General features: G+C 63.8%; 15 protein-coding genes. 1 reads left to right on the forward strand and 14 read right to left on the reverse strand.

Translation table 11 applies throughout. From position 1 onward, the window contains the following. Positions 1–48 precede the first annotated feature (48 nt). The 7 genes from MJ603_RS08080 to MJ603_RS08110 form a co-directional block, all read right to left on the reverse strand. Entirely contained in the window at positions 49–348 is a 300-nt protein-coding gene (locus MJ603_RS08080) for a hypothetical protein (protein WP_243063172.1), read from the reverse strand. Further along, positions 333–1,700 carry a LamG domain-containing protein gene (locus MJ603_RS08085; RefSeq protein ID WP_243063173.1) on the reverse strand — a complete coding sequence of 456 codons (1,368 nt, stop codon included), beginning with the start codon at positions 1,698–1,700 and terminating at the stop codon, positions 333–335. The genes MJ603_RS08080 and MJ603_RS08085 overlap by 16 nt, the downstream gene beginning before the upstream one ends. A 15-nt stretch (positions 1,701–1,715) precedes the next feature. Continuing rightward, positions 1,716–2,060 carry a hypothetical protein gene (locus tag MJ603_RS08090; RefSeq protein ID WP_243063174.1) on the reverse strand — a complete coding sequence of 115 codons (345 nt, stop codon included), beginning with the start codon at positions 2,058–2,060 and terminating at the stop codon, positions 1,716–1,718. 106 nt (positions 2,061–2,166) lie between these two features. Continuing rightward, complete coding sequence (locus MJ603_RS08095; RefSeq protein WP_243063175.1) at positions 2,167–2,601, reverse strand: hypothetical protein; 435 nt, start codon at positions 2,599–2,601, stop codon at positions 2,167–2,169. 29 nt (positions 2,602–2,630) lie between these two features. Further along, entirely contained in the window at positions 2,631–3,158 is a 528-nt protein-coding gene (locus tag MJ603_RS08100; protein ID WP_243063176.1) for a hypothetical protein, read from the reverse strand. Beyond that, positions 3,155–4,003, reverse strand: coding sequence for a hypothetical protein (locus MJ603_RS08105; protein WP_243063177.1), 849 nt, complete (start codon positions 4,001–4,003; stop codon positions 3,155–3,157). The genes MJ603_RS08100 and MJ603_RS08105 overlap by 4 nt, the downstream gene beginning before the upstream one ends. 30 nt (positions 4,004–4,033) lie before the next feature. Next, entirely contained in the window at positions 4,034–5,041 is a 1,008-nt protein-coding gene (locus MJ603_RS08110) for a hypothetical protein (RefSeq protein ID WP_243063178.1), read from the reverse strand. Positions 5,042–5,093: 52 nt separating this feature from the next. Between MJ603_RS08110 and MJ603_RS08115 the strand changes: the two genes are divergently transcribed. Continuing rightward, positions 5,094–5,687 carry a hypothetical protein gene (locus MJ603_RS08115; protein WP_243063179.1) on the forward strand — a complete coding sequence of 198 codons (594 nt, stop codon included), beginning with the start codon at positions 5,094–5,096 and terminating at the stop codon, positions 5,685–5,687. Here the strand turns inward: MJ603_RS08115 and MJ603_RS08120 are convergent. The 7 genes from MJ603_RS08120 to MJ603_RS08150 all read right to left on the reverse strand — a co-directional run bounded on the left by MJ603_RS08120 (position 5,649) and on the right by MJ603_RS08150 (position 12,574). Beyond that, on the reverse strand, positions 5,649–6,470 hold the full coding sequence (locus MJ603_RS08120) for a hypothetical protein (RefSeq protein ID WP_243063180.1): 822 nt from the start codon (positions 6,468–6,470) through the stop codon (positions 5,649–5,651). The two genes, MJ603_RS08115 and MJ603_RS08120, sit on opposite strands and share 39 nt — an antisense overlap. Then, positions 6,470–7,597: a hypothetical protein gene (locus MJ603_RS08125; RefSeq protein WP_243063181.1), complete on the reverse strand. Its 1,128-nt coding sequence runs from the start codon at positions 7,595–7,597 to the stop codon at positions 6,470–6,472. Before MJ603_RS08125 ends, MJ603_RS08120 begins: the two co-directional genes overlap by 1 nt. A 9-nt stretch (positions 7,598–7,606) precedes the next feature. Continuing rightward, positions 7,607–8,221 carry a phage tail family protein gene (locus MJ603_RS08130; protein WP_243063182.1) on the reverse strand — a complete coding sequence of 205 codons (615 nt, stop codon included), beginning with the start codon at positions 8,219–8,221 and terminating at the stop codon, positions 7,607–7,609. 242 nt (positions 8,222–8,463) lie between these two features. Then, a complete protein-coding gene (locus tag MJ603_RS08135; protein WP_243063183.1) occupies positions 8,464–10,872 on the reverse strand; it encodes a hypothetical protein in 2,409 nt (802 codons plus the stop codon). 18 nt (positions 10,873–10,890) lie between these two features. After that, on the reverse strand, positions 10,891–11,334 hold the full coding sequence (locus MJ603_RS08140) for a hypothetical protein (RefSeq protein WP_243063184.1): 444 nt from the start codon (positions 11,332–11,334) through the stop codon (positions 10,891–10,893). After that, on the reverse strand, positions 11,244–11,654 hold the full coding sequence (locus MJ603_RS08145; protein ID WP_243063185.1) for a hypothetical protein: 411 nt from the start codon (positions 11,652–11,654) through the stop codon (positions 11,244–11,246). Before MJ603_RS08145 ends, MJ603_RS08140 begins: the two co-directional genes overlap by 91 nt. Positions 11,655–11,734: 80 nt before the next feature. Then, complete coding sequence (locus MJ603_RS08150) at positions 11,735–12,574, reverse strand: IPT/TIG domain-containing protein (protein ID WP_243063186.1); 840 nt, start codon at positions 12,572–12,574, stop codon at positions 11,735–11,737. Positions 12,575–12,611 lie beyond the last annotated feature (37 nt).

The raw sequence follows: 12,611 nt of genomic DNA on the forward strand, positions 1-12,611 counted from the left end.
CCCCACCCAACCTCGAGTGAGGCGGGTGGGGTGTTCATTGCTATGTGTTCAGACGGCGTTGATCTGGTCTATCCACAACCATTCGCGTTCAGGGGTATCGACGATCCGACCCCAAAGCTGGTAGACGCCGACCGGTGTGGTGTCGGGGACCAGCATCTTCACCAGCCGTTGCGACGGTTCCGGCGACTCGTCCACATCGGGTTCGCTGCCGCTCGTGTCAGCCGTGGGCTTCGACGACACGAGCGCGAGGACGATCGTCGCTGACGTGATGTCGGCACCGTTCTCCTCGGTGATGGTGCCGCCGACGTAGACCTCGTCCCCGGCGGTGACTCTCACGGTTCGAGGCATTCGACTCTCCAACGATCGGGTAGCGGGGTGGTGGTGTATCGGGCGCCGGCAGGTGTCGTCGCCCACCGGTCGGGAAGCGATGTCGCGGTGAGGGTGATGTCGCGGCCCGTGGTCGACGTGCCGTGAGCGGATCCGACGTACGCGTACGCACCCACGGCAGCGCCGTGGAGGTCCGTGTGACCGGCAGCCGTCCCGACGTAGGCGAACGCTCCTACGGCGTCGCCGTGGGGCATCCCGATGGTCGGCGCGTGCCCGCTTGCGGTGCCGGTGTAGGCCACGCTGCCGGAGCCATGACCGTGCGGGTCATCGAGCCTCGGTGCATGCCCGGACGCGGCACCTACGTAGGCCGCATCACCGGAGGCTGAACCGTGGAGACTGACGCTTCCGGATGCTGCGCCGGTGTATATGATGCTGCCGCTGGCGGACCCGTGCGGGTCGAGTTCACCGGATGCGGTGCCCTCATAGGCGACCGTCCCGGACGCTGAACCGTGAGGGTCCATGCTCCCGGCCGCGGCACCTTCGTAGGTGTAGCTGCCGGATGCAGATCCGTGAGGCTGCTCGATCTCAGGCGCGTGACCAGAAGCCGACCCGACGTACGAGAGCGAGCCCGCCGCGGCGCCATGCATCGAGGCGTGTCCGGCAGCCGAGCCTGTGAAACTCACCGTCCCCGATGCGGCACCGTGGGAGCTCTTGTGGGCAGATGCGGACCCGATATAGGCGTACGTCCCCGAAGCTGCACCATGCGGCATCGCAACTACGGGCGTGTTCATGTAGGTGGTGATATTCGCTGCGGTCAACGCTGTGTTGTCCACGCGGAGATCATCGATAATCGCGGTGTCGTAACTGCTGTCGTTGACTTGCCCACCCGCGGTTAGGAACGCAAGCGCACCCATCGTGCCGGTGTTCGTCACTGACGCCTTTGATACGCCGTCAAGGAACAGGGTCGTCACGAGCCCTGATCGGGTGATGGCGAGGTGATGCCAGCCCGATGTGATCGCAACAGGTGTCGCGGTCACGAAGTTGCTGACCGTGTTCTGCGACCACAACTGAATGTGCGTTGCATCCGACGCGTACACACCCACTGCTGAACCGGAGGTGCTGTTCGTTGCGCTGAGGGTGAGGTAGTCGCCGGTGATGTGCGCGTTCACCCACGCCATCACCGTCACCGCACCGGATGCCGCGATCAGCGAGCCGGAGTATTCACACGCTGCGTGAGTCGTATCGCCGTCTGCACCGGTGCCCGTGTGCCCAGTCGCCCATGCGGTGACCGTCGCGGTGCGAGAGTTGCCCGACGAATCCGCTGCGGTGGTCCCGGTTCCTTCGTTGAAACCCCACTCTGCGATCAGGGCCACGATCGACCCCCTCGCCTAGCTTGCGGAAACGGTGTCGGGAAGGGTGTCGAGCGTGTACTGTCCTGCAGCGTTCGCCGCCAGGTCACCGGTCAGCGCGTACTGGCCCAGGAACGTGCCGCCCGAGGATGCGGACCACTTCGACACGTACGTGACGGGGCCGGACGCCGTCAGACCGGTGAACGCGACAGCAGAATCCAGTTCCACTTTCCCGGCACCGTCCGTCGTGAACGTTGCCGCAGTGCGCGACCCGTCCTCGTGACCCACCCCAGCAGTCGGGGCAGCAGAATGCAGTTGCAGGTGTGTGGTCGCCGCAGCAATCGCGACACCCCCGATATCGAGGGCAGCAGGGCTCAAAGGCATGATCTTCTCCTAATCGGTTTCGGGTCGCGCGTTCGCGCATTGACAGACGTCGCAGGTTGGACCGCATCCGCAGTCATCAGCAGTGCTGCCACCGTGGCGACACTGATCACTCATCGGGTTCCTCGTCGGTCTCCGCGACGATCCGTCGCACCGCGGCGCCCGGCAGCGTGTGCTCGAATCGGTCGAGGCGTTCCCGGTCTCGGTTCTGTTGGCGGACGTGCTCGGCGTCGTTCTCGTGCAAGGTGCGCAACTCTTGACGGATGCCGCCGATGTCGCGTGCCTGGTCCACTTGGACACGCTGAATCTGCTTCAGCGTGTCCATCGTCTCCGAGTGCTTCTCGTCGTTGTCGTCGCGCAAGTTGATCGGGTCGCCGCGTTCGTCCTTGTGCTCGTTCGCGACGTGATACACGGTGGTCTCGGTGTCCTGCTTCACGCGCTTCAGGCGCCGCAGCACGAAGCCGAGCATCGCCATCAGACCGCCGCCGACGACGGCGATCACGGCGGCGTCGATGGTGGCCCAACCCTGTGGGATATCGGGCATCGTTCACCCCTCCTGGAGCGCGGGAGGGGTTACTTGAGCAGGTTCTCGGCGACCTTGGCGTCCGCGGTAGTGCGGATCTGAATGCCGAACTCGACTGCGACAGCGTTCAAGGCGGCGACACCGAAGACGATCCAATTCGTCGGGCTGATCGATGTGATTGAGGCACCGTTCGCAAGGTACGGCTGCAGGATCGTCAGCACTGCCGCGATGATCGCGATTCCCGTCTTCAGGATGCCAGGCCACGGCCCCTTGGACACGATGCCGGCGAACACGGCACCGATTGCACCGGCCGCGAGGATCCCGAACTGGACCAGGTCGCCCTGCGTGTGATGCGCGGGAAGGATCTGCGCCGCGGAACCGATCGTGATCAGTGCCGTGAACAGCAGGGCCGAGTACTTCGCGAACGTCGTGTTCACAGGCTTCGCGGGCTGCACGGCCACGTCACCCGTGACCACGGCTGGGATGCTCACGGCCGTGTCTGGTGCGCTGGTCGGCGCGATCTCCACCGCGGCTGGAACATCGGAGATGGTGCTGGCGATGGTGGTCGTGTCGGTCATGCTGAGACTGCCTCTCCGGTGATGGTGAGCTTCGTGGGGATCTTGATGCCGGCGACAGCCTTCGAGACGGCAGCCTCGAGTGCGGTCGGATCGATGGTCGCGGTTGCCGTGACGGGACGAATCCATTCGCCGCCACGGTTGTAGTTCACGACCCTCCCGGTCGCGTCCTTCGTGACCGACAGGGCGAGGACCTGCGCGTACGAGATCGCCGTGTTCGCGTAGGCGTATATCGCCTTCTGGCAGTCGTCGTGGTGGTACTGGTGAACGACGATCGACTCAGCGTTCGCGACGACGTTCGCCTCCTGGTTCGTGCCCATGTGCTTGATGCGACCGGCCGTGAACAGGAACACCGGCTGTCCCGGGTCGTCGAGGAACTTGATGAGTGACATTCCGTCTCCTTCGGTAGTGGTCTCGCCGCCGGTCGCGGCGAGGATGATGCTGTAGCCGCAGATGTCGCCGGTCCATCCGAGGTACGGGCGTGCGGTTTGGGCTTCACGCGCGGCAATCGTGGTGACTCCGATGACACCGCCGGTCGGGTAATCGGTAGCGATGATCTGACCGCCGCCGAGAGAGATCGCGACATCGCCGGCGCCAGCGTTCGCGTCGGTGCGGGTCGGTGATGCTCCAAGCCAGACCGCTGCACCCGCAGGCGGATTGCGGTCACCGGCATGCTTCTGCGTTGCCGCATTCCATGCGCTCAACGCAGTCGGGTATGACGCGCCAATGGAACCGGTCTTCTTGCTCGCGTACGCGTCCCAGCACGTGGCGAGACACCAGCCGACCTCGTTCGTCTTCTTCGCACGCATCCACGCAATCGCGGATGCGCCGTCAACGGTTGCCGTCATGATGTGCTCTCCTCGAGTTCCGCAGTTGCATCAATCAACGGGTTGACCGCCCCCGCCGAGAATGAGCGTCTGACTGGTCGTGCCGACCGCTGCCAGCGCGAGAGTTCCCCCTGAAACCGAGATCAGAACCCCGTTTGCCGCCGTGCCACCAACCCAGCCCGACATTCGGATCGTGGCCGCCGTGAGGAGCGTCGAAATGGCACTCGGCAGAGAGGCGGGGATATCGCCAGTCGAATAGTTGGACGACTTCGTGATCGTGCCCGTGAGGAACAGCAATCCGTTCTTCACACGCGCCTGAGCACCCGAAGCCGTGAACCCACTTTTCATCGACATGGCAAGCCAACCGGTGTCGGTTCCTGTCCCAATCCACGACGATCCGACCCTTGTGTACACACCGTTGTTTCCGGCGGCAGGATCGTTGAGCACGATCGCTTGGGTCTGCGCCATGATGTTCGAGCTGCCCACCACGGTGGTCCAGTCGTCGCGGTCCTGGAGCGTAACGAAATAGAGCGGCGCTCCGGTTGCCGAGCTGATCTCCGCGTTGAACGTGACCGTCGGCGAACCCCCGCCGCTGGCGGGAACATTCAAGTACGACAGACGGTGCGACCTCGCCGGCGCTGCCGGCGCTGATCCAGAGCCGGCAGTGCCCTTCGTGTACACAATCGCCACGGACGGCACCGACGAACCATCAGACTCGGCAGGATCAGACACCTGCACATCGAGGCGGTCGATACGCGCCGACCCTTCCGCGGCCGTCACCGCGCCGGTCTGGTTCGAGTCGAACGAATACCCGTACGGGCCCGCAGCGCCTGCAGCTTCTCCGTCGATCACGCCCGCGACCGGTGCAACCGTCCACGTCGTCGACGTGACCGACACGATGCCTCCGAGTTTCCCCGGGCGGATACCGGACTTCGCCCCAAGAGGACGGATCGCGTTCCCCATCGCCAGCGACGGCGCCAACGCTGCTGTGCGGAGCATGCGCCCGGAATACAACGGCGCACCGGAAACTGCAGCGACCGGCCAGATGTTGGCGCCCATGTGCCCTCCTTAGGGGTTTTAACCGGCGACGGATCGGATTAAGGTGAGGCCCGTGACCACCACGGGGGAAAGCAAGAAGACTCACGCGATCCGGAACTGGGTCGCAGGGAGCATCACCGCTGTCGTCGTCGCAGCCGCCGCGGTCGCCACACCGATCGCCGTGAACGCTTCGAATCAGGCGCACGCGACGCAGGTTCAACAGGAAGCGGACGCGCACACCCTCAAGTCAGCGACGACGACGACCGTGACCGACGTCACAAAACTGACGAGTACCGCCGTCGACACGAACACGCAGCTCAAGCACGACGCCGCCGTGAAGCAGCAGCAGGCTGAAGCTGCCGCCGCCGCAAAGGCTGCCGCTGAGGCGGCTGCAGCTCAGGCTGCCGCTCAAGCTGCAGCCGCGGCTCAGGCGTCTCAGACAGACGGCGAGAACGACTCGCAAGCCGACTCTGACGGCACTAGCGACGATTCCGGAACCGAAGGCAGCACCGCATCGGGCGCACCGTCCGGAACTCCCCTGCCCATGCAGAAAGTCACCGATCCGAACAACGGCCAATTCGGTCAGATGGTCCCGAGCGTCGACCCGGCGTCATGGTGCGCCAGCCACTCAGCTTCCACCATCAACGGCGTCCCCACCTGCGACTAACTGCGCGACCTGCGACTCGAGGGTCGCGATCCGGGCATCCTGCTCACGGGCAAGCGCGAGAAGCGGCACCACCAACTGCGAGTAGTTCACAGTCCAGGCCTTGCCAGGCTGGATGAGAACCGGGTCATCTTCGGTCCCGATGTTCCGCGGCGCATCATCGTCAACCGTCGGCGCGACATCAGGACCGAAGCCTGCCGCCTGCACATCCTCGGCAAGAACGAACGCCTTCAGGGGCGAGTCCGGAGCATCCCACTCATAGCGGCCCCAGTAGGGGACGACGTCGAGGATCTTCCTCGAGTCGGCATCCGCGATCACCGCGAGATCGACCTTCACCGCACCAGAGGACGGTGACGTACCGAACGTGCCGTCACCGTCGATCCATCCCGCGACATAGCTCGTAGTGACGTTGTAGCCGTGCGAACCGGGAGATTTGATCGGTGCTGCCGAGACCACCTGTCCGCCGGCGCTCATGTTCCCACCGACGCCGAGACCAGTCGCGATAGACGCTGAGCCCGTCGAGACGAGGCCACCACCCTGCACAGTCCCGGATGCGGTCACATTGCCAGGTGTGATGTTCCCCGGTGACGCGATCGCAGCATTCATCTGCGCTGTCGTCGAATACGTCGCCTGAATCGTGGCAATGATCGTCGCCTGAAGATTCGCAACCACCGGGGCGAACGACGCCGCGATAGACGGGCCAAGCTCCCGGATCTGACGAGTGATCGCCTCGAGCTGTCTGTTCACCCACGCCGGGTCGCTCAAGAGCGACGGATCATCAGCCATCAGTCCGCCTCCGGCGTCGCCCAGATCGGGGTAATGAGATCACGTTGCCCCTCAGAGAAGTCCAGCTGCCATCCAACAGCGCGCGCAGTCCCCTTGTACCCGCCGGGGAACGCGAGCGCGGACTCTTTCCCGTCCTGCCCCGTCCCACCGATCGAGTACCCGAGATCATCACCGATGAACCAGTCCGAACCGAGCCGGACACCGTCTCTAACCACGGCCTGAAGAGCCAGCGTGTTCGAGCCAGCCCCCTGCAGCGCAGCCATCGCGATCGCGTGATCGTTGAGAGTAGGAACGCTCGTGATCGAAGTCGACGGCGTGAAACGTCGTTCAAAGGTCGGACGATCCGGATCAGGAACAACGACATGCGCGGACTGCGGTCGCGTATCACCCGACGCCGTCGACGTCGCCATGAAGTCGTTGCCCGCGTTCGCGGACGAATAGTCCTCCGTGAGTTCCGCCTTCTGAACTGCCAACGACGGCGCCTCGAATGTTGCGTTAGGTGCCAAGCCCGGCATGGCGGCGTTACCGATACGGTCCCCGACCTGCAATACGAACGTCATTCTTTCCGGATTGTGCTGCCACTCGGTTGTGACGGTCCATTCAGGTCCACCGTCAACGCCATAGAGCTCCGTGAGAGCCGAATACAGCGTCTTGTCGGAGATGTCGGTGTAGTTCCGAACCCGAACCGCCCCGTTACCTGCGGTGACGATCTGCACCCTGATAGGAATGCCGCCGTTCGAGCCGACCGCAGCGTACGTGTTCACGAGATCCTGAACGATGAGGTTCTGGCCCACGCTGTTGTAGTTCTCATCGCCGACGAACCGCCGGTCGAAGTAGCCCTCGATCGTGGACAGCGACAACGACAACGTGTTGCCCAAGTTCCGCGGCCGCTTCGTGATGAAGCCGGACCAAACTGGAACGTTCGTGTCCGTGTCGATCGCTGAGTACACCGTGGCGCCGTAGAGGGTGGCGCGTAGCCAATTCTCTGGCGCCGAAGACAACGGGAGAACGGCCGTGGTCGTCTGGTACGACGCAATCTGCGACTTCACCGAATCGACCTGCAGATCCGGCAGATCGGCAATGATGTTCCCTGTTGTCAGCTCGGAGGCTATCCACGCGAAGGGCATCCGATCTCCCTACTGTGACGCTGGTGTGGCGTAGACGGTCAGCTTCGATGCCGGGTCATACCCGACGGCAGTGAACGACCACGTGTTGTCTCCCGGATCAAACCCGGACCACCCGCGGTTCGTGATCCACATCGCACGAGACGACTGCCCATTCGCGAGCGCGGTCTGCGCCTCCATGTCGACGTCGAGCCATTCGCCCACACCAAGCACCAGGGATGAAGCAAAGGTCAGGACAAGGCCAGTACCGATATGCGCGATCTGAGGTCCGGTGGTGGGTCCATCGATGCGCAATCTCACGGGCCCTGTCGTGTTGCCCGGGTTAGTCAACGACACCTGACCGGTGACCTGCGTTGCGTCGATGGTGAACGGGACCGCGAACGGGACAGACAATCCTCCCGAACTCGACGGCAGGAACGTCGATCCGCTGAGTTCCGTGCCGAACTTCCGCCAGTCATCAGACACCATCTGGAGCGAGAACTCGGCATAGTCCGGCCGCGTCCGGTTGATGATCGGTTCATCCTCACGGTGAACCATCACCCACCGATCGACGCCATACTCGGTGACCGTCAACTGGACATCATCGAGCGAGCACGCCGCCACGATCGCGTCCTCTGCATCGAGCATCGCCGCAGGATCCTTGGCGTGAATCCAACCCGCGATCGTCAGATGCCGGCCCTTCGCGAATCCACGACCTGACGTCCCGCCCGAACGGCCGACGTTGTCGGACTGCTGAGCGTTCGACGCGGTCCCTCCACCCCATCCATCGATAGGGGCAGAGAGACCGTACGTCACGCCTGAGTCGATATCACGGGCGGCGAGATTCAGCCCGTTGAGGTTCGCGTTGCCTGGTGCGTACACCGTTTGCATCACGCCCCCAATGCTTCAAGCCTGCGAACAACTGCCATAGACGTACCGATCGGGTCAGATACCTCGTTGATGGTCACATTCGTCCCACCACCACCAACACCGCCAGCGAGCAGCTTGCTCACCAGCGCGTTCGTGTTCTCGATCATCCGGTTCGTCAGACCACGATTGGTCACCGTCTCCGACTTGCCGCCCTCACCGAGAACCACCATCGTTCCGCCGGCCGACGCCTCAACATCGGCACCGGACGCGAGGTGCGGGATCTTCGGAATCTTCGGAATCCCGACCGCACCCGTGATCGTGTTGATCCCAGTGATCGCCGTGTTCACGACGTCGATGACACCGTTGATCGCGCCCTTGATGATGGACACGATGCCGTTGAACGCCCCTGAGACAATGCCTCCCAACGTGGAGAACGCCTTCGAGAACGCCCCACCGATCGTGTTCGCAATCCCGATGATCACGTTCCACTGGGCTCGGAAGAACGTCGTGATCCCCGACCACGTCGCGTTCCATCCCACAGCGAACGTCTGGATTGCACCGCGGAGGAAGTTCACACCGGCCGTCATCGAGGTCTGCATCAGCTTCCAGATGTTGCCGAACGCCGCCCCAGCCCCAGCGAAGTTGCCGTTGAGAAGGTCGATCAGAGCCGTCAGAATGTCAGCCACCAGCTGGATAGCCGGGGTCAACGCCTGAAGGATCGGCGTGAGAATCGGACCCAGTGCGGAAGCCAGATTCGCCAACGGCGACAGGATCGCCGAGATGAGGGGCATGAGCCCCTGGAACAGCGGTGCGAGCGCTCCGATGATCTGCACTAGCGACGGTCCTATAGCCTGCACGATCGGCAGCAGAAGCTGCGCGAGCTGACCAATCAGCGGCGCCACCACCTGCAGCGCGGCGCCGAGCACCGGACCGATGGTCTGCGCCAGCTGGCCAATCAGGGTCAGCAACGGGGCCAAGGCCGTCGCCACCGGGCCCAGGGCCGGCAGGATGGAAAGAAGACCCGAAGCGAGGCCCTGGATTGCGGACTGCAACCCGGCCGCGATCTCCGGCTTGTCCAGAACCTTCGCGATGGTGGAAATGACCGTGCCAAGCGTCTGCCCGATCGTGCCGAGTGATGAGCCCAGGGCGGTCGAAAGTGACCCCAGCAGCTGCCCGATCGGACCGAGCGCCGCACCCAGTCCCTGCACTCCCGCCGCTGCGCCCTGGAAGATCGTTGTCAGCGTCGTCTGGAAAGCCGGGGTATTGATGACCTTCGCGATTGCACCAAGAGCTGATGCGAGAGTGGCCAAGCCACCAGACCCAGCGTTCTCAGCGGCAGAGAACAATCCGCCGAAGATGCCGATCGTGTTGCTGATGATGGAGCCCAGCTGACCGAGAACCGTCATCGCGGTGCTCACCCACGCCTGCAGCGTGCCGTTGGAAGCGACCTGCGCCAACCATCCGTTGAACTGCGTCGCGATGGTCGAGAACCACGTTCCGATCGCCGGCAGGTACTGGCCGCCGAACTGACCCAACGTCGCGATTGACTGTGCGAACGCATCGGTCCCGGCCGTGCTGTTCGTGATCGCCTGCGACAGCTGGGTCATGAGTCCTTGCAGGACTCCGCCACCGAACGCCTTCTGGAACGAGGACGCCACCGACCCGGCCCATGTACCCAGTGCGGTCGAAACGCTGGCGAGCCCGGCCTGGAGTTGCGGGAACACGCTGTGGACTAGATCGAGGATCGGCTGCTTCGCCTTGTCCCAGAAGTTGTCCTGGATCGTCGACTGCAGCTTCTTCCACAACGGGTTCAGCGACTCGAGCTCAGTGCTCGCATCCTGGAATGCCACCACCAGGGCGACCACGCTGACCGCGGCAGCCGCGAACATCGCCGGCAGCACGGAGCCGAGAGCGGCGAGAGTGGACAGCGCTGCCGCCATGGTGACCAGGCCGGCCACGGACGACAGAGCAAGCGACCCGATGGAACCCACCGCGAATGCGACGGCCGCGATCTTCGGGATCGAGGTGTCGAGGTTGCTCAGCCTCGTGCCGAGATCCTTCAGCGCGTTCACCGTCACCCGGCCGCCGGAGATGGCGCCGAGCGCGGCCGTCGCCTTCGCGAGCGATACCTTGTTCAGATTCACGTCAACATCGACCGAACGGCGCCGGGAAAACTCGGTCAGATGCGCTGACGCCGCCGCGGTGGACGCGTCGATATCGAAGTTGATCGCCTGGCCGTTCCAGTCCTTCTGGAACTTCTTGAGATCGATCTCCGCCTGTCGTGTGTCAATCCCGAGAGCCACGTTGAACGTCGTCGACTTCTCGATGCGCTCAAGCGACTTCTTCAGGTCAGCACCGAACTGCGTCGAGTCCGGCACGACGCGAATCGAGACGCGACCGACGCTCTTACCGCCCGGAGAGCCAGCCATCGGTTCTCCCTTCGGGTGTCAGGTGCCGAGAAGGCGTTGGAAACGGTCGACGTCGAACTCGGCGACCGTGGCCGCCTGCTCTGGTTCGTCCTCGCTCGGTCGCGGGTATCGCGACTCATCCGTGAGGTCCTCACCGCTGAGCAAGTAGGTGAGCCGGTCGAAGAGGTTCGCGAGGACGACCTCGGTGCGTCCCCAGCCGAAGAAGTCGAAACCGATCTCTTCGGCGCGCATCCGCGAGTGCGGGATCGAGCCGAGCTGCGGAACCAGTTCGAGGACATGGCGGACCGTGATGCGCCCGTTCCAGACGTCGTCGATATTGATGCCGTAGAACTCCTGCAGGTCTGCGCGGAGAGATGAGCCGTGCTCCTCGATCAGTTCGAGGAGCTGGTCGATTCCCCCACTGCCCGCCCGTACCGCGTGATGATGGCCGTGAACTGCGCGTACTCGGCCTTGCGAGACCACTCGATGTATTCGACGCGATCGTGCGCGATCGACTCTGCGAAGTCGTCGGCATCCGCGATCAGATCCATGAGGGCTCGCACTTCGGGCGAGTCCTTCGACGTGTCGATGTCGACCTGGCCGTCTTCGCCTTCGAGTTCCTTGAGACGCATCAAGATCGACATGACCTTGTTGCGTTCACGGATGCGGAGCTCGGTAGGCGCGTACAGCTCTGGCATGTCCGCCAGTGCTCGGTCCTCGTCGAGGAGTTGCTCACGCTGCAGCTCGGCTTGCGAGGGCTTCTTGTCCTGCGGCTTCTTCGAGCCGGGAGGTGGTGTAGGCATAGCGGACCTTCTTTCAAGCGGACCTGTGGTGGAGCGCCCCGCCCTGCCGGTCCGCTACCAGAGCAGGGCGGGGCGGTCTATCAGGCGCCTCGCGTGTACGGGAACGAGGCGGAAGCACCCGCAGCGTTCGTGACGACGATCGGCGCTGAGCCGGCAGATCCAGCGGGGACGATCGCGACGATGTGCGAGTCATCGATGACGATGAAGCTCGTCGCGTTGCTGCCGCCGATCTTCACGCCCGTCGTCGGGACAGTGCCGGTGAAGCCGGTACCGACGATCTCGAGCATCGAGCCAGCAGTCGCAGCTGTCGGCGTCGCCGAAGTGATCACCGGAATCGCCGGGACGTTGCCGGTCTTGAAGATCTTCATGATCGCGGCGCGACCATCCGACACAGCCAGCACTTCCGGATCCGCGGAGAGGATCGACACCCCCAGCGGGAGCTCGAAGAACTTCGTCGGATCGATCGACGGGTCGTCGCCGAGCGTGACGTTCGTGTTCGGCATCCAGAACCCGAGAGAACCAGTCCCGTCGGTGCCGAGCAGGAATGCCTGCTTGTCGATGCCCGTGGACGATGCCGGGACGATGTAGCCGCCGTCGGTGTCCGTCTCGCCGTCGAACGCGAGGTCCAGGTTCGTCTGGTCCAGCTGCAACGAGTTCACCTGCAGAGACCACGTCACCGCGTCATAGGTGACGACCACGCCATCCTGCAACCAGGAGTCGAGCGAGTTCTTGTCGCCGCCATCGCGCGTGAACGCGGCCGTGTTGTCCTTCGACGTGTGGCCGACGTTCACCCACCCGGTCGGCGGGGTGCCGGTCAGGGTGAAGGCTGTGAGCGGGTTCTCTGGAAAGGTCGCGCCGATGTCCGCGGTGAAGAACGTTCCGTGGCCCGGCACAATCGTCTTGGTCTTGTCGACCGACATGTTGAATCCTCCGAGGGTTGTGCGGACCCACCCCGGG

The organism is Humibacter sp. RRB41, from assembly GCF_022761015.1.
GTDB lineage: Bacteria > Actinomycetota > Actinomycetes > Actinomycetales > Microbacteriaceae > Humibacter.

What these genes read in the sequence shown, in the direction of transcription:
- MJ603_RS08080 (WP_243063172.1), bottom strand. Translation starts at nt 348, where the DNA reads ATGCCTCGAACCGTGAGAGTCACCGCCGGGGACGAGGTCTACGTCGGC.
- MJ603_RS08090 (WP_243063174.1), bottom strand. Translation starts at nt 2,060, where the DNA reads ATGCCTTTGAGCCCTGCTGCCCTCGATATCGGGGGTGTCGCGATTGCT.
- MJ603_RS08095 (WP_243063175.1), bottom strand. Translation starts at nt 2,601, where the DNA reads ATGCCCGATATCCCACAGGGTTGGGCCACCATCGACGCCGCCGTGATC.
- MJ603_RS08100 (WP_243063176.1), bottom strand. Translation starts at nt 3,158, where the DNA reads ATGACCGACACGACCACCATCGCCAGCACCATCTCCGATGTTCCAGCC.
- MJ603_RS08105 (WP_243063177.1), bottom strand. Translation starts at nt 4,003, where the DNA reads ATGACGGCAACCGTTGACGGCGCATCCGCGATTGCGTGGATGCGTGCG.
- MJ603_RS08110 (WP_243063178.1), bottom strand. Translation starts at nt 5,041, where the DNA reads ATGGGCGCCAACATCTGGCCGGTCGCTGCAGTTTCCGGTGCGCCGTTG.
- MJ603_RS08120 (WP_243063180.1), bottom strand. Translation starts at nt 6,470, where the DNA reads ATGGCTGATGATCCGTCGCTCTTGAGCGACCCGGCGTGGGTGAACAGA.
- MJ603_RS08125 (WP_243063181.1), bottom strand. Translation starts at nt 7,597, where the DNA reads ATGCCCTTCGCGTGGATAGCCTCCGAGCTGACAACAGGGAACATCATT.
- MJ603_RS08130 (WP_243063182.1), bottom strand. Translation starts at nt 8,221, where the DNA reads ATGCTCGATGCAGAGGACGCGATCGTGGCGGCGTGCTCGCTCGATGAT.
- MJ603_RS08135 (WP_243063183.1), bottom strand. Translation starts at nt 10,872, where the DNA reads ATGGCTGGCTCTCCGGGCGGTAAGAGCGTCGGTCGCGTCTCGATTCGC.
- MJ603_RS08145 (WP_243063185.1), bottom strand. Translation starts at nt 11,654, where the DNA reads ATGCCTACACCACCTCCCGGCTCGAAGAAGCCGCAGGACAAGAAGCCC.
- MJ603_RS08150 (WP_243063186.1), bottom strand. Translation starts at nt 12,574, where the DNA reads ATGTCGGTCGACAAGACCAAGACGATTGTGCCGGGCCACGGAACGTTC.